This is a genomic window from Sphingobium sp. B2D3A (assembly GCF_025961795.1).
Taxonomy (GTDB): Bacteria; Pseudomonadota; Alphaproteobacteria; order Sphingomonadales; family Sphingomonadaceae; genus Sphingobium.
In genome coordinates this window covers 61,511-77,713 of record NZ_JAOQOI010000001.1, presented here as the reverse complement: position 1 = coordinate 77,713, position 16,203 = coordinate 61,511, and the positions used below count along the sequence as shown (strand labels likewise).

The 16,203-nt window shown below is 66.6% G+C and carries 15 protein-coding genes; 7 read left to right on the top strand and 8 right to left on the bottom strand.

The features are described from left to right. The first annotated feature begins 234 nt into the window (after window positions 1-234). From M2337_RS00380 to lon, 6 genes are all read left to right on the top strand, one after another. Window positions 235-777 carry a sigma-70 family RNA polymerase sigma factor gene (locus M2337_RS00380; RefSeq protein ID WP_264571230.1) on the top strand — a complete coding sequence of 181 codons (543 nt, stop codon included), beginning with the start codon at window positions 235-237 and terminating at the stop codon, window positions 775-777. After that, entirely contained in the window at window positions 767-1,750 is a 984-nt protein-coding gene (locus M2337_RS00375) for a FecR family protein (protein WP_264571229.1), read from the top strand. The genes M2337_RS00380 and M2337_RS00375 overlap by 11 nt, the downstream gene beginning before the upstream one ends. Then, window positions 1,732-4,209 carry a TonB-dependent receptor gene (locus M2337_RS00370; RefSeq protein ID WP_264571228.1) on the top strand — a complete coding sequence of 826 codons (2,478 nt, stop codon included), beginning with the start codon at window positions 1,732-1,734 and terminating at the stop codon, window positions 4,207-4,209. Before M2337_RS00375 ends, M2337_RS00370 begins: the two co-directional genes overlap by 19 nt. Before the next feature lie 176 nt (window positions 4,210-4,385). Beyond that, entirely contained in the window at window positions 4,386-5,981 is a 1,596-nt protein-coding gene (locus M2337_RS00365; RefSeq protein ID WP_264571227.1) for an AbgT family transporter, read from the top strand. A gap of 116 nt (window positions 5,982-6,097) precedes the next feature. Continuing rightward, window positions 6,098-6,514 carry an Hsp20/alpha crystallin family protein gene (locus tag M2337_RS00360; RefSeq protein ID WP_264571226.1) on the top strand — a complete coding sequence of 139 codons (417 nt, stop codon included), beginning with the start codon at window positions 6,098-6,100 and terminating at the stop codon, window positions 6,512-6,514. Further along, window positions 6,514-8,949 (top strand): endopeptidase La, encoded by a 2,436-nt coding sequence (gene lon, locus M2337_RS00355; protein ID WP_264571225.1) that lies wholly within the window; start codon window positions 6,514-6,516, stop codon window positions 8,947-8,949. Before M2337_RS00360 ends, lon begins: the two co-directional genes overlap by 1 nt. Before the next feature lie 154 nt (window positions 8,950-9,103). On the opposite strand, the gene M2337_RS00350 is transcribed toward lon, so the two are convergent. The 8 genes from M2337_RS00350 to M2337_RS00315 form a co-directional block, all read right to left on the bottom strand. Continuing rightward, entirely contained in the window at window positions 9,104-9,529 is a 426-nt protein-coding gene (locus M2337_RS00350) for a VOC family protein (protein ID WP_264571224.1), read from the bottom strand. A gap of 16 nt (window positions 9,530-9,545) precedes the next feature. Further along, a complete protein-coding gene (locus tag M2337_RS00345) occupies window positions 9,546-10,082 on the bottom strand; it encodes a nuclear transport factor 2 family protein (RefSeq protein WP_264571223.1) in 537 nt (178 codons plus the stop codon). A 22-nt stretch (window positions 10,083-10,104) separates the two neighbouring features. Then, window positions 10,105-10,701, bottom strand: coding sequence for a nuclear transport factor 2 family protein (locus M2337_RS00340; protein WP_264571222.1), 597 nt, complete (start codon window positions 10,699-10,701; stop codon window positions 10,105-10,107). Between the two features lie 89 nt (window positions 10,702-10,790). Then, a complete protein-coding gene (locus tag M2337_RS00335; RefSeq protein WP_264571221.1) occupies window positions 10,791-11,486 on the bottom strand; it encodes an aspartate/glutamate racemase family protein in 696 nt (231 codons plus the stop codon). Between the two features lie 19 nt (window positions 11,487-11,505). Next, the gene (locus tag M2337_RS00330; RefSeq protein ID WP_264571220.1) at window positions 11,506-12,924 is read right to left on the bottom strand and encodes an NAD(P)(+) transhydrogenase (Re/Si-specific) subunit beta; all 1,419 of its coding nucleotides are present in this window, start codon (window positions 12,922-12,924) and stop codon (window positions 11,506-11,508) included. After that, window positions 12,924-13,208: an NAD(P) transhydrogenase subunit alpha gene (locus M2337_RS00325; RefSeq protein WP_181560541.1), complete on the bottom strand. Its 285-nt coding sequence runs from the start codon at window positions 13,206-13,208 to the stop codon at window positions 12,924-12,926. The genes M2337_RS00330 and M2337_RS00325 overlap by 1 nt, the downstream gene beginning before the upstream one ends. A gap of 24 nt (window positions 13,209-13,232) precedes the next feature. Then, a complete protein-coding gene (locus M2337_RS00320) occupies window positions 13,233-14,369 on the bottom strand; it encodes a Re/Si-specific NAD(P)(+) transhydrogenase subunit alpha (protein WP_264571219.1) in 1,137 nt (378 codons plus the stop codon). 23 nt (window positions 14,370-14,392) lie between these two features. After that, window positions 14,393-14,515, bottom strand: coding sequence for an aa3-type cytochrome c oxidase subunit IV (locus tag M2337_RS00315; RefSeq protein ID WP_181560539.1), 123 nt, complete (start codon window positions 14,513-14,515; stop codon window positions 14,393-14,395). Window positions 14,516-14,662: 147 nt separating this feature from the next. Between M2337_RS00315 and M2337_RS00310 the strand changes: the two genes are divergently transcribed. Continuing rightward, entirely contained in the window at window positions 14,663-16,114 is a 1,452-nt protein-coding gene (locus tag M2337_RS00310) for a sigma-54-dependent transcriptional regulator (protein ID WP_264571218.1), read from the top strand. Window positions 16,115-16,203 lie beyond the last annotated feature (89 nt).

The following is a 16,203-nucleotide window of genomic DNA, read 5'->3' as shown; positions in this document are numbered from 1 at the left end:
TGCCCAACCCGGAGTTGAATGGAGATGACCGTCCTTGCGATCGACCGCTGCACGCACGCTGGCTCACAGTCCCCTTGCGCCGTTCGCTCACGGGGCGTGGAGCCCGTGTGGAGCAGGCTGCGCCGGCCCTTGCGCGTCGGTGTCAGCGGGCTATACCGCGCAGGAGCTTCAGGTGCGACCCGGGACACAGGTCGCCGGGCGATGAAGGCACGGGGAAGCCACAACGGACGGGCCATGAGAGGTGAAACGGGAACCGATACCGGTCCTGTCGAAGGGCAGGGGCTGGCCAGTGCGCTGATGGCGCATCGCGTCCAGCTCATCCGCTTTCTGGTTGCCCATGGCGCCGGAGATGCCGCCGAGGATCTGTTTCAGGAACTGTGGATGCGCGTCACCCAGCGCCCTACCGGCCCGGTCGGCAACCCGCTGGGCTATCTGTATCGCGCCGCCAACAACCTCATGGTCGATCGCTATCGTGCCGAGCGGCAGGCCCGTGCCCGCGACCAGGCATGGACGGAGGCGCGCGGCATGGGCGAGGTCGTACCCGAGCCGACTGCGGAAGCGCAGCTGATTGCGCGCGAGGATTTGCGGCGGTTCGACCGCGCGCTGGACGCGCTCGGCTCGCGCGCCTCCCAGGTTTTCCGCCGCTATCGCCTCGATGGCGTGCCCCAACGTCAGATTGCCGCCGAGCTGGGGGTAAGCCTCAGCACGGTCGAGAGCGATCTGCGCCGTGCTTATGCTGCCCTGCTGGCCGCAAGGAGACAGCCCGATGACGCATGATCGGCAGGCGGGGATGAACCCGGCGGACGCTGCGGCCATCGACTGGCTGATGCGCCAGCGCGATCCGGCCTTCAACGCTTGGGAAGCCTTCACCGACTGGCTCGAGAGCGATCCGGCCCATGCGACCGCCTATCACCAGCTCGCCGCGCTGGATGCCGATCTTGATACCTTGCCCGCCCGCCCGGAGGATATCTGGCCGGAGGGCGCCGCCGTGGCGCGGGACGGGGGCCGGGCCGCGCCCGCCACACCGTCCATGCCGCGTCGCTTCAGCCGTCGGCTGTGGGTCGGGGGCGCGCTGGCGGCTTCCATCGCCGGCATGGTCGGCATTGGCCTGTTTCAGGCGTCGTCGGATAGCTACCGGGTGAAGACCCCACTGGGCCGCTCGCAAGTGGTCACCCTTGTCGATGGCAGCGAGATTGCGGTGAACGGCGGCTCCTCGGTCAAGCTCAGCCGCAGCGATCCGCGCCGGATCGAGCTGGAGGAAGGGCAGGTGCTCGTCTCCGTCGTCCACAAGGATGCTGCGCCATTCCGTGTGTCGGTCGGCGGCGCCGAGCTGGTCGATGTCGGCACGGTGTTCGATGTCGCGCGCAATGACGGGCGGATCAGCGTGGCCGTGTCGGAAGGCGCGGTGGTCTACAATCCGCGCGGCGCGGCGATCCGCGTCGATGCCGGCTATCGCTTCACCGTGCGGGATGATGGCAGCGCGACGGACCTGAGCGCGGTCAGTCCCGCAGCGGTAGGCGGCTGGCGCGCCGGCCAGCTCGTCTATGATGGTGTGCATCTGGATGATGTCGCGGCGGAAGTCGCGCGCACCACCGGCATTGCCCTGCGCACCACGCCAGCCGCGGCAGGCATCCGCTTCCGCGGGGCCCTGCGCACCGATCTGCCCGAGGAACGGCTGGTGAACGATCTCGCGGCCCTTTCCGGCACCTCTGCGACAAAGGAAAGCGGAGGGTGGACGCTCTCAAGATAGCTCGTGCCCAGCTGGCGCTGTTCGCCACGGCGGCGCTGCTGGGCGTCGCCGGGCCGGCCGCCGCGCAGGCGCCGCAGACCCGGCCCATCGACGTGCCTGCAGGGCGCTTGTCCGATCGGGTGCCGCAACTCGCGCGGCAGGCGGGCATCAGCATCAGTGTGACCAGCGACGCGCTCTGGCGCACAAAGGTCAAGCCCGTGCGCGGCACCATGACGCCGGCCGAGGCCATTGCGCGGATGCTGGCCGGCACGCGCAGCCGGGCCGTGCAGTTGAGCGCCACGAGCTGGCGGATCGATGCGGTGAGCGCGCCCGCTGCCGTAGCGCAGGCGCAAAGGCCCAGGCGTCCGGTCGCTCCGCCACCCCCTCCGGCCCCGCCGGCCGAAGTGGAATCCTTCGTCGTCACCGCCAGCAAGCTCGATCAGCGCTATGAGGATTATCCGGGCGCGGTGCATCTGCTCGATGGCAGTGACCTGCGGTTTGGCGGTGAGCGCGGCACGGACTCCATCGCCTCGCGCCTCGCCAGCGTTGCCTCGACGCATCTGGGCTCCGGGCGCAACAAGCTGTTCATCCGGGGCATCGCCGATTCCAGCTTCACCGGGCCAACGCAGGCGACGGTAGGGCAGTATCTGGGCGACCTGCGCCTCACCTATAATGCGCCGGACCCGGATCTGCGCCTGCAGGACATCAAGCAGGTCGAGGTGCTGGAGGGCTCGCAGGGCACGCTCTATGGTGCGGGGTCCCTCGGCGGCATCATCCGGCTGGTGCCCAATGATCCTGATCCGCGCGGGTTCACGGTTGAGACCAGCGCTGGGCTCAGCTTCACCCAGCATGGCGAGCCGGGCGCCGATGTCGCCGCGACCGTCAACATGCCCATCGGCACGCGCGGCCATGCCCTGCGCCTGACCGGCTATGGCATCACCGACGGCGGCTATATCGACAATCCGGTGCGCGGCGTGAACGACGTCAACCGCACGCGCATTGCCGGCGGGCGCGCCGTGCTGCGGCTGGACCTAGGGGATGCATGGACGGTGGATGTCGGCGGCATCTATCAGTCGACGCTCATCGACGATTCGCAATATGCCGACCGCGAGGCTCCGCCGCTCACGCGCAACAGCTTTGTAGTCGAGGATGCCAATGCCGATTATGGCATGGCGACGCTGGTGGTCCGCAAGGATTTCGGCGCGCTGCGCTTCCAGTCCTCCAATGCCTATGTCAGCCACGGTCTGGACGAGCGCTTCGATGCGACACGGACGGATACGCTCCCGCGCGTGTTCGAGCAGCGCAACCGCACGCGGATGCTGACGAGCGAGACGCGGTTGTGGCGCCCGGTCGAAAATGGCTTTGGCTGGGTGCTGGGCGTCAGCGCCATCGACAATGAGGCCGAGCAGCGCCGCGCCTTCGGGCTCACCACGCTGCGCGCCGCGGCGACGGGCGTGCGCAATCGCGTCACGGAGCTGACCGGCTATGGCAAGCTCAGCGTCGAGGTGTCGCGCGGCATTTTGCTGAGCGGCGGCGGGCGGATCACCCATAGCCGGCTGAGTGGCAGCGCGGAGGATGTGCAGCCGCTGTTCGCGTTGCAGGGCGGCGATATTGTCGCGAGCCGGACCGAGACCAAGCTGCTGCCCTCCGGCGAGGTGCTGGCGCATCTGGTGCCGGGGCTCACCGTCTATGCCCGCTATGAAGAGGGCTTCCGCCCCGGCGGCCTGGCCATCGAATCCCAGTTCGTCCGCCAGTTCCGCAACGATCACATCCAGAGCCTGGAAGGCGGGGTGCGGATGGGTAGCGCTTATTATGGCTTCGCCGCCAGCCTTTCGGCCGCTTACGCCTATTGGCGCGACATCCAGGCCGATTTCATCGACGGCAATGGGCTGCCAACCACGGCCAATATCGGCAATGGCCGCATCACCTCCATAGCCGGCAGCCTCTCGCTCTTCCCGCTCGAGGGGCTGCAGATCGATTTCAATGCCGTCTACAATCACAGCCGCGTCATCGCGCTGACGCCTGAGGCGTTCCGGCTCGCCGCGCTGCGGGCCACCGATTTGCCCGTGACCAACGCCCTGGCCCAGCTTCCCGCTCTGGGCTCTCTGGGCCAGCTCAGCGCGGATGCCTCGCCTGGCAGCATTCCCAATGTCGCGGAATATGCCGCGCAGGCGCGCATCGATTATCGCGTGCCGCTGGGTGCGGCGGATCTGCGGCTGGCCGGCTGGCTCAAATATATCGGCCCCTCGCGCCTTGGCATCGGGCCGGTGCTGGGCGATCAGCAGGGCGATTATGTCGATACCGGCGTCACCGCCCGCTACGGCGATGCGCGACGAGGGGTCACGCTGTCCCTCACCAATCTGCTGGACACAACCGGCAACCGCTTCGCGCTCGGCACGCCCTTTGGCACCGGCACCGGCGGCTACACCACGCCGCAGCGCCCGCGCACCGTGCGCATTGCGGTGGATTATCGCTACTAGGTCCCCCGCGTGCTCCTGCGGAAGCAGGAGCCCAGGGCCCAACCGACCACCTTATCTGCCCGAGGCTCCTGCTTTCGCAGGAGCACTGGATCGCCTCCAGCCCACCACCCGCCTTGCCCCACTCGCGCCGTCGGGTTAGCACAAGCCAAGCGATCACAATCACATAGCGAGGGCTCGTGGCACAGGCGGGGACGGACAGCGCACCAAAGGGTATCCTCGGCTGGATCGAGCGGACGGGCAACAAGCTGCCCGATCCGGTGTTCATCTTCTTCTACCTGATCCTCGCGCTGGTACTGATCTCGCTCGTCGCCGCGCTGGCCGGCCTGTCGGCCGTGCACCCGACGCAGGTCGATGCGCAAACCGGCGCGCCGGTAACGATCACCGCCCAGAGCCTGCTCGGGGCCGAGAATATCCGCCGCCTGTGGGTCGAGATGCCCGCCACCTTCACCCATTTCCATCCGCTCGGCTATGTGCTGGTGGTGATGCTCGGCGCGGGCGTGGCCGAGCGCTCCGGCCTGTTCGGCACTGCCATGCGCGCCAGTGTCGCCAATGCACCGGCCGCGCTGCTCACGCCGATGGTCGCCTTCGTTGCGATGATGGGCAATCTCGCGGCGGATGCGGCCTATGTCGTGCTCGTGCCGCTGGCCGGCATCATCTATGCGGCGGCGGGTCGCCATCCCGTCGCCGGGATCGCAGCCGCCTTTGCCGGCGTGTCCGGCGGCTTCTCGGCCAATCTCCTGCCCGGCCAGCTCGACGCGCTGCTCTTCGGCATCACACAGCAGGCCGCGCAGTTGCTGGATGCCGACTGGCAGATGAAGATTGCCGGCAACTGGTTCTTCATGGCCGCTTTGCTCATCCTCTACATCCCGGTCATCTGGTACGTCACCGACCGGATCATCGAGCCACGCCTTGGCGGCTATGTGCCGCAGGGCAAGGCGGCGATGATCGCGGGCACGCCGGATGCCACCGCCGAACAGCGCCTCACCACCGCGCAGCGCAAGGGCCTGCGCCATGGCGGCCTGGCGATGCTGGCGGTGGTCGCACTCTGGGCGATCATGGCGCTGATGCCGGGTGCGCCACTGGTCGATGCAAATGCAGTGGTGCCGGAGGCGCGACTGACGCCTTTCTACCAGTCGCTGGTCGGCGCCTTCTTCCTGCTCTTCCTTGCCGGCGGCTGGGCCTATGGCAAGGCGGCGGGCACCATCGCCGATCATCGCGACGTGGTGAAGATGATGAGCGGGGCGATGGGCGACCTTGCTTATTATCTCGTCCTCGCCTTCGCGGCGGCGCATTTCGTGGCGATGTTCGGCTGGTCCAATCTCGGCCTCATCTTCGCGATTCACGGCGCCGGCGGTCTGCAGGCCGTCGCCTTGCCGACGCCGGTCCTGCTGCTCCTGATCGTGCTGTTCACCACCGTGCTCAATCTGTTCGTCGGCTCGGCCAGCGCCAAATGGGCGCTGCTTGCCCCGGTCTTGGTACCGATGCTGATGCTGCTCGGGATCAGTGCGGAGACGACGACGGCCGCCTATCGGGTCGGCGATGGGGCGACCAACATCATCTCGCCGCTGATGGTCTATTTCCCGCTGATCCTCATTTATTGCCAGCGCTGGGTGCCGAGCTTCGGCCTTGGCAGCCTCGCGGCGGTCATGTTGCCTTATTCCCTCTGGCTGCTGCTCTTTGGCGGGGCACTGCTCGCCGGCTGGACGCTCCTTGACCTGCCGCTCGGGCCGAACGCGCCCGTGCATCTGCCTGCGGTGCTGACCGGCAGCTGATTGCTGCCCGGGCTTTCCCCGCGCCCTCCTGCCGGGCTTGAAATCGGTCCGGCGAGCAACCTTATTGGATGCACGCCGCGCATCTCGCCCGGTGGTCCAAGGGGAAGGGGGCGCGCATGACTTCGCGGAACAGGCACTGGATGTGGGCCGATGCGGTCGACCTGCTGGATCGTATGCAACGCCTGCAGCAGCAGAATTACGCGCCCGTCCGCGCCGCCAGCGGTCCGCCGGCCTGGGAGCCGCCCGCCGACATGATTGAGACCGCGCATGAGGTGCTGGCCATCGTCGCGCTGCCCGGCGTCGATGCAGAGAAGGCGGAGGCGTTCATCGAGGATGGCGTGCTCATCGTGCGCGGCCAGCGCATCCTGCCGCCGGAGCTGCGCACCGCGCGCATTCATCGCCTCGAATTGCCGCAGGGCCGCTTCGAGCGCCGCCTGCCGCTCCCCGGCGGCCAGTATCACGGCGTGCGTCGCGCCGCCGTGAATGGCTGCCTGCTCGTTACGCTCAGCAAGGTCGATGGAGGCCGCTTCTGATGGACGTTCTGACCACGAACACCGCCAATCCCACGTCCACCGGCGCCGCGCAGCCCCAGGGCGCCGCGCCCGGCGAGACGCAGCCTTTCCGCCCGCTGCCGGAGGATGCGATCATCATCGTCCCCGTGCGCGGCTTCGTGCTGTTCCCTGATGTGGTGATGCCGCTGGCGCTCAGCCGGGCCGTCTCGGTCAACGCCGCACAGGCTGCGGTGCGCGAGAGCCTGCCAATTGGTGTGCTCACCCAGCGCGATGCGGGCGTGGACGCGCCGGTCCCGGCGGACATGCACGCCATGGGCACGCTCGCCAATGTGCTGCGCTATGTGACGGCGCCCGATGACACCCATCACCTCATCCTGCAGGGCGAGACGCGCTTTCGCATCGTCGAGTTTCTGGAAGGCTGGCCGTTCATGGTCGCGCGGGTCGAGAAGCTCGCCGAGCAGGAGGACAAGACCCCGGACGTCGAGGCGCGGCTGATCCATGTGCGCAAACAGGCGCTGGAAACGGTGCAGCTGCTGCCGCAGGCGCCGCAGGGTCTGGCTGAGGCGATCCAGAACATCGCGTCGGCATCGACGCTGGCCGATACCATTTCCGCCTATCTGGACGTGGATACCACCCAGAAGCAGGAGCTGCTTGAGACTGTCTCGCTGCCTGCGCGGCTGGACCGTGTCTCACGGCTGCTGGAGCAGCGCCTGCAGGTGTTGCGCCTCTCGGCCGAGATCGGCAAGGACGTGCAGGAGACGCTGACCAGCCGCCAGCGCGAGGCGATCCTGCGTGAGCAGATGGCCGCCATCCAGCGCCAGCTCGGCGAGGATGATGGCCGTGCGGCGGAGATCGCGGAGCTGACCGAGAAGATCGAGGCCGCCAAGATGCCCGAGGCGGTCGAGAAGGAAGCGCGCAAGGAACTGCGCCGGCTCGAGCGGATGCCCGAGGCCGCCGCTGAACATGGCATCATCCGCACCTATCTCGACTGGCTGACGGAGCTGCCGTGGGACATTCCCGAGGAGCAGCCCATCGACATCGCCAAGGCGCGCGAGACGCTCGATGCGGATCATTATGGCCTCGACAAGATCAAGCGGCGGATCGTCGAATATCTCGCCGTGCGCAAGCTCGCGCCCGGCGGCAAGGCGCCGATCCTGTGCTTCGCCGGCCCGCCCGGCGTCGGCAAGACCTCGCTGGGCCAGTCCATCGCGCGGGCCATGGGCCGCCCGTTCGAGCGCGTGAGTCTGGGCGGCGTGCATGACGAGTCGGAGATTCGCGGCCACCGCCGGACCTATGTCGGCGCCATGCCCGGCAACATCATTCAGGCGATCCGCAAGGCCGGGCGGCGCGATTGCGTCATCATGCTGGACGAGATCGACAAGATGGGCCGCGGCGTGCAGGGCGAGCCCTCGGCCGCGATGCTCGAAGTGCTCGATCCCGAGCAGAACGGCAGCTTCCGGGACAATTATCTCGGCGTGCCGTTCGATCTCTCGCGCGTGGTGTTCATCGCCACCGCCAACATGCTGGAGACCATCCCCGGCCCGCTGCGCGACCGCATGGAGATCATCACCCTCTCGGGCTATACCGAGGATGAGAAGCTGGCGATTGCCCAGCGCTATCTCGTCGCGCGCCAACTCGCCGCCAATGGTGTCACGGCCGAGCAGGTGACGGTGGACGATGCCGTGCTGAGCGAGATCATCCGCTACTACACCCGCGAGGCGGGCGTGCGGAACCTGGAGCGGGAGATCGGCAAAACCATCCGCAACGCCGCCGTGCGGATTGCCGAGGGCAGCGCCGCGCAGGTCTCAATAGGTGTCGATGATCTGCACGAGGTGCTGGGCGACCGCATCTTCGAGAATGAGGTGGCGCAGCGCACCAGCGTGGCCGGCGTTGCCACCGGCATGGCCTGGACGCCCGTCGGCGGCGATATCCTGTTCATCGAGGCAACGAAGATGTCCGGCTCCGGCCGGCTCATCCTCACCGGCCAGCTCGGCGACGTGATGAAGGAAAGCGCGCAGGCGGCGCTGAGCTTGCTCAAGAGCCGAGCCGACAGCCTCGGCGTCTCGGCGGAGCTGTTGGAGAAGAGCGACATTCACGTCCATGTCCCCGCTGGCGCCACGCCCAAGGACGGGCCAAGCGCGGGCGTCGCCATGTTCATGGCGCTCACCTCCCTGCTCACCGGCCGCACGGTGCGCAGCGATACCTCGATGACCGGGGAGATTTCCCTGCGCGGTCTTGTGCTGCCGGTGGGCGGTATCAAGGAGAAGGTCGTCGCCGCCGCGAGCGCCGGCATCACCCGCGTGATGCTGCCCGCCCGCAACAAGCGCGACTATGACGACATCCCCGCGAATGCGCGGGAGAAGCTGGAGTTCATCTGGCTAGAGACGGTCGAGGATGCGCTGGCGGCGGGGCTGGACGATCCGATCCTGCTTGCGAAGGAGCCGGCCGAAAGCTGACCTCCATCAACCCCTCCCCTTCAGGGGAGGGGGAGGGGGTGGGGGCGATGCGCAGCATCGCTCGCTTTGCGAACATTCGTAGGCGTTGAGCCCCACCCCAACCCTTCCCTGAAGGGGAGGGGCTATAATTGTCCGCGAACGGCTCGACCCCTGCTTATAGCGCGAAGGTCACGCGCCCCTCGGCATCGATCGGCCAGGCCGGATTCCACGCAATCTCCCAGGCATGGCCGTCAGGATCGGCAACATAGCCGCGCATCCCGCCATGGGGCGGCGCGTCGGCGGCACGCAGCAGTTCGCCGCCCGCTTCGACAAGCCGGGCAATCAGCGGCGCGACCTCCGCTTGCGTCGCGACATTATGCGCCAGCGCCACCGAAGCAGCGCCATGGCCAGCCACCGGACGCTGCATGTCCTGCGCCAACGCGTCCTTCGCCCAAAGCCCGAGGACGAAGCCGTTCATCTGGTAGAAGAGGATGTCCTCCCCCTCGTACACCGGCGTCCAGCCGAAACCCTCGCCATAAAAGCGCCGCGCGCGTGCCAGATCGCCGATGCCCAGCGTGATGACGGCGACCTGTTGCTGCACGGGCGGACCTCCGCTGTCAGTCCTTTACCGCGACATTGCGCAGCTGGATCAGCCACTTGCCGTTAACGCGCACCACGTCGTCGCGTCCGCGACCGGCGGCGGCGAGGCGCGGCGGAGGATTGAGCGCGCGGTCGGCGAACACCGTCTGCCAGTAGTAATTCACCTGCGCATGGTCGCGGTCGATGAAGGTGATGGTCTGGTTGCTCATCATGTGGTGCATCGCGCCGATATGCTCGCCCTTGGCCCGGCGCTCCTCTTGGCTGGTCTTCATGGCGGTGATCATCTTGCGCAGCGCCTCGCTGCCCTTGACGTCGTTGAACGCGCCGTCGGGCGTGAACTGCGCGGCATAGGCCTCGGCATTCAAGCTGTCGGCCGCGCGCACATAATCCCACATCAGCTTCTCGATCTGGGTGCGGTCCTGCACTTCCTGCAGGATGCGGGCGTGATCGGCCTGATCGCCATGCCCGGCATGTTGCGCGAGCAGCGGGGCAGGCTGAACGACCAGCATGAGTGCGCTCAGCGCCACGCCGGTCAGAGTTGTGCGTGTCGTCATCTGTCCTCTCCCTGTTTATGGTTCAGCCGGCCGGCGGCGGCACGGGCTGGGACGGCGCGGCAGGCGCCGCCGTCGGGGCGGCTGCGGGCGGCGGGGCGGCAGGCAGCGTTGCCGGGTCCCAATGCTCGTCGGCCTTGCCATCGACAAAGCGCCACATGTCGAACCAGGTCGTCGTGTATGTCTTGGAAGGATCGTTGGGATAGGGCACTTCCCGCACGAAGCTGACCGTCACAAAATCACCCTCGGCCTGCACCGCCACCACCGGCGTCTTCATCTTCTCAGGGATCGGCGTGGGCGTGCGCTTGGCGACGTTCATGAAGAAGTCCATCACGGCCTTAAGGCCGGAGCCCGCCATCGGATTATGCTGGATGTAGCGATCGGTGAGGTAGAGGGGCGCGCGGTCCCAGTGATTGGCCTCCAGCAGCTCCTTCACGATCTTGAGCGCGGCCTGTTTGTTGCGATGGAGCTTCGGGTCGGGACTCGTGAACAGCGATTCGGGGTCGGGATGCGCCACCACCGCGTCATTAAGTGCTCGCATCTGGGCATAAGCAGGCGCGGTGCTCAGCAGCAGCGCGGCGGCGATCAAAGGCAACGAGATCTTGGTCGGGGAGACTTGCATCGGGCAGATCCTCTCGCTTGGTCTTTCAAACCATTAGGACCGTATGTATCGCCCGGCGCGAACCCCGGCACAAGCCCAAAGCGGCCCGGCTATTTGCCCAGCACGAAGCGTGCGCCGGCCTCCGCATGGATGGTCGTGCTGTCGTAGATCGGCAGCACATTGGCGTTCACGTCCACGATCAGGTCGAGCTCCGTGCAGGCGAGAACCACGGCCTGCACATCCTCCTTGGCGATGTTGGTCAGCTCGGTCTTCATGTAGCGCTCGGCCTCGCGGGTGATGATGCCGGCCGCCAGCTCGGTATAGACGAGCTTGTCGATGCCCTCGGCCAGATCGGCCTCGGCGGGCAGCAGTGAGACGCCGCCCTCCTGCACCAGATGCTGGCGATAATCGCGGTCGCTCATCACATTGCTGGTGCCGACCAGCGCGACCGATTTCACCTTGTCCGCCTTCAGCCGCGCACCAATCTCGTCGATGATGTGGATGACCGGCAGGTCCACGCTCGCCTCGATCTGCGGCACCACCTTGTGCAGGCTGTTGGCGCAGATCATCAGCGCTTCCGCGCCGGCCGCCTGCAGCCGCTTGGCTGCGCCGACCATGTGGCCGGCCCCGCAATCCCAGTCATTGGCCGAGGCGCAGCGGGCGACATCGGCAAAGTCGAGGCTGTCGATCAGCAGCGTCGCGCTGTGCAGCCCGCCCAGTTCGCGCTGCACGGATCGGTTGATGAGGTCGTAATAGCGGGCCGTGGACGTCCAGGAGATGCCACCGATCAGTCCAAGCTTGCGCATCAAAACTCCATCTTGCGTGTCAGTGCCCGAGCGACTTGACGATCTCTTCGACCATCTTCTTGGCATCGGCGAGCAGCATCATCGTGTTGTCCATGTAGAAGACGTCATTGTCCACCCCCGCATAGCCCACGCCGCCCATGGAGCGCTTCACGAACAGCACGGTTTTGGCATTGGCCACATCGAGGATCGGCATACCGTAGATCGGCGAGGACTTGTCCGTCTTGGCCGCGGGATTGGTCACGTCATTGGCGCCGATGACGAAGGCAACGTCGGTCTGCGCGAACTCGCTGTTGATGTCCTCCAGCTCGAACACCTCGTCATAGGGCACATTGGCTTCGGCCAGCAGCACGTTCATATGGCCGGGCATGCGGCCTGCCACCGGGTGGATGGCATATTTGACGCTCACGCCTTCCGCCTTGAGCATATCGCCCATCTCGCGCAGCGCGTGCTGCGCCTGGGAAACGGCCATGCCGTATCCGGGCACGATGATGACGCTGTCCGCCTGCTTCATCAGGAACGCCGCGTCTTCCGCGCTGCCGCGCTTCCACGGGCGCTGCTCCTTGGCCTCGCTATCGCCGCTCGCCGCTTCTGCGCCGAACCCGCCGGCGATCACGGACAGGAAGCTGCGGTTCATCGCCTTGCACATGATGTAGCTGAGGATCGCGCCCGAGGAGCCGACCAGCGCCCCGGTGATAATCATCGCGCTGTTGCCGAGCGTGAAGCCCATGGCGGCGGCCGCCCAGCCGGAATAGCTGTTCAGCATCGAGACCACGACAGGCATGTCTGCCCCGCCAATGGGGATGATGAGCAGGAAGCCGATGACGAAGGCGAGGACAAGGATGATCCAGAAGTCCATCGGCGCCTGGCTGTGCCAGAAGCCGTAGGTGAAGAAGAGGATCGCCAGCAGCGTGCCGATGTTGATGACATGGCGGCCCGGCAGCAGGATCGGCTTGCCGCTCATATTGCCGTTGAGCTTGAGAAAGGCGATGACCGAGCCCGAGAAGGTGATCGCGCCGATCGCCACGCCCAGCGCCATCTCGATGCGGCTGGCGGCATGGATCGCGCCGGTCAGCTCGTCAGCAATGCCGAAGGACACCGGGCTGAGGAAGGCGGCGACGCCGACCAGCACGGCGGCAAGGCCGACAAGGCTGTGAAAGGCCGCGACGAGCTGTGGCATGGCCGTCATGGCGATCCGCCGCGCGATCACGAAACCGAGCACGCCGCCGATGATGATCGCGATGCCGATGCGCGGCATCGCCACCGCATCATGCGTCGCCACGGTGGTGCCCACGGCGATGAACATACCGAGCATGCCGAAGCGATTGCCGCGCCGGCTGCTCTCCGGGTTGGAAAGGCCGCGCAGCGCCAGAATGAACAGCACGCCGGAAATGAGATAGGCGAGGGCCGCCAGCGGCCCGACAGGCAGGAACGCCAGCATCACTTGCGCTCCTTCTTCTTGTACATCGCCAGCATCCGCTCGGTCACGGCAAAGCCGCCGAAGATGTTGATCGAGGCCAGCACCACGCCGATCAGCCCCAGCCACTCAGCCAGCGGATTGCCCGCCTCCGCCGCCGCGATGAGCGCGCCGACGATGATGACCGAGGAAATCGCGTTGGTTACCGCCATCAGCGGCGTGTGCAGCGCGGGCGTGACCGACCACACGACATAATAGCCCACGAAGCAGGCCAGCACGAAGATCGAAAGAACCGCAATGAAGTCCATGATTCTGGTCCCCTCCCATGGAGACTAGGTGCTGCTTGTCTGCAGCCTCTCATTCACCACCTTGCCGCCCTGGGTGACGCGGATGCCTTTCACGATCTCGTCGTCATCCGGCAGCACCGGCGCATTGGCGTCCTTGTCCCAATAAGCGGACAGGAAATTGTAGAGATTGCGCGCGAACAGCGCGGAGGTGTCCGCCGCGAGGCGCGAGGGCATGTTGCGGTGGCCGACGATCTTCACGCCATGGCGCTCCACGATTTCGCCTGGCACCGCGCCCTCGACATTGCCGCCCTGCTCGACAGCCAGATCCACGATCACGCTGCCCGGCTTCATCGTCGCGATCTGCGCGTCCGAGATCAGGCGCGGCGCCGCGCGGCCAGGGATCAGCGCAGTGGTGATCACGATGTCCTGCTTGGCGATATGGCTGGAGACCAACTCGGCCTGCGCTTTCTGATATTCCGGCGACATTTCGGTGGCATAGCCGCCGCTGCCTTCGCCCTCGATGCCCTTCACCGCGTCCACGAAGATCGGCTTGGCGCCGAGCGATTCGATCTGTTCCTTGGTCGCGGCGCGCACGTCCGTCGCGCTCACCTGCGCGCCGAGCCGGCGGGCGGTGGCGATGGCCTGAAGGCCTGCGACGCCCACACCCATCACGAAGACGCGCGCGGCGGACACGGTGCCGGCCGCCGTCATCATCATCGGGAAGGCGCGGCCATATTCGGCAGCGGCGTCCAGCACCGCCTTGTAGCCCGAGAGGTTGGACTGGGAGGAGAGAATGTCCATGCTCTGCGCGCGCGTGATGCGCGGCATGAACTCCATGGCCAGCGCTTCCAGCCCGGCTGCCGCATAACGATCGATCCGCGCGCGCTCGCCAAAGGGATTGAGCGATCCGACCAGCCATGCGCCCGGCGCCGCGCCCGCAATGCTCTCGGGATCCGGTCCCTGCACGCACAGGATAATGCCCGCGTTCTGCACGGTGGCAGCCCGGTCGGTCACCGTAGCGCCAGCGTCCTCATACTCCGCATCGGAGACGCTGGCAGACAGGCCCGCGCCCGTTTCCACCGCCAGCTCCGCACCGAGCGCCTTGAACTTGCGGACGGTTTCAGGCGACGCGGCCACGCGCCGCTCGCCAGCGGCGGTCTCGCGAATGACGGCGATTTTCATGAACATCCCCCCGTTCGGAGGGATCAGGCGATGATCATGATGACGATGAGCGCGGCGATTGCGCTGAGAATCGTGCCCCACTTCATCAGCGTCACGAAGCCGCTGTAGCTGCCGGTTGCCTGATTCATGTCCTGTTCGTGCGCCATGGCTATCCTGTTCCAGATTGTCGTCTTCGCAATGTCCTAGCGGCATTATTTGGCGGCCTCAAGCAGCTTGCCGCAAAGACAGGTCGGCTTAACAGCCTCTTTACCCCCGCTCTTTAATTCCGGCGGCTGCAACGAGCGGAAGAGAGCATGACCGATCCCGAAAATCCTGTTCTGCTGCTGGTCGACGACGAGCCGGCGCAGCGCCGACTCAATATTGCCATGGCGCATCGGGCAGGCTGGCGTGCGATGAGCGCGAGCACGGCCGAGGATGCGCTCGAGCTGCTCGATTCCCGTGAAGGCGCGCGCATCAATGCCGTGATGATCGACGACTGGACGCAGGAAGGCGAGGCCAGCGACCTCATCCGCGCCATCGGCGTCCGTCGCCCGCAATTGCCGGTTCTGGTCATCACCGCCAATGGCTCTGCCGAGCGGGCGGTGGATGCGATGCGGGCCGGCGCCCATGATTTCCTGATCAAGCCGATCGCGCCGGACAGTTTCCTGAGCGCGCTGCAGGCGGCGCTCAACCATTCAGGCAGCGCGGGTGAACTGCGCCCGCTCACCGAGAAGAACCGCGCACCGCTCGGCTTCGACGAGATTGTCGGCTCCTCGCCCACCTTCCGCTCTGCCCTCGCCATCGCCGCCAAGGCGGCGCGTGCCCGCGTGCCTATCCTGATCGAGGGGGAGAGCGGCGTCGGCAAGGAAGTCATCGCCCACGCCATCCACGCCGCCAGTCCGCGCGCCCGCGCGCCGATGGTCACGGTCAACTGCGGCGCGATCCCGTCGAATCTGGTCGAATCGGACCTGTTTGGCCACGAACGCGGCGCCTTTACTGGCGCGTTCGATCGGCATGTCGGCAAGTTCAGCACCGCCAATGGCGGCACCATTTTCCTCGATGAGATCAGCGAGTTGCCGCTCGATGCGCAGGTCAAGCTGCTGCGCGTGCTGCAGGATGGCGAGATCCAGCCGGTCGGCGCGCGCCTGCCCAGTCAGGTCGATGTCCGCGTGATCGCGGCGACCAACAAGCGTCTGCTTGACGAGGTGGAGGCAGGGCGCTTTCGCGAAGACCTCTATTACCGCCTCAACGTCGTCCAGTTGACCATTCCGCCGCTGCGGGATCGTCGCGGCGATATCCCCGCGCTGGCGCGTCATTTGCTGGAGCGCGTGGTGGCGCAGCCGGGGATGCGCAGCCTCGGCATCACCAATGAGGCGATCAATTTGCTCGCCCTGCACGATTGGCCGGGCAATGTCCGTCAGTTGCACAACACGCTCTTCCGCGCGGCTGTGCTGTGCGAGGGGGATGCCCTCACGGCCGCGGATTTCCCGCAACTCTCCGGCAAGCTCAACCAGAGCGAGCCGGTGCGGCGCGAGAACGGGCAGGTCACGCCCATGGTCCGCAACGCGCAGGAAAGCGGCATCGGCGTCACGCTCTACGAGCCGAACGGCCATCTGCGCGCGTTGGCCGATATCGAGGCCGACGTCATTCGCCTCGCCATCGGCCATTATCGCGGCCGCATGACGGAAGTGGCGCGTCGCCTCGGCATCGGCCGCTCGACGCTCTACCGCAAGCTGGCGGAACTGGGCATCGATACGGCGGCCTGAGAGGGCCGCTCTTACCCCTTTGCCGGTAAGATCGGCGGCAGAGTCATCCGCCGATTTCTATGACCGTCATTCCCGCGTTCGCGGGAATG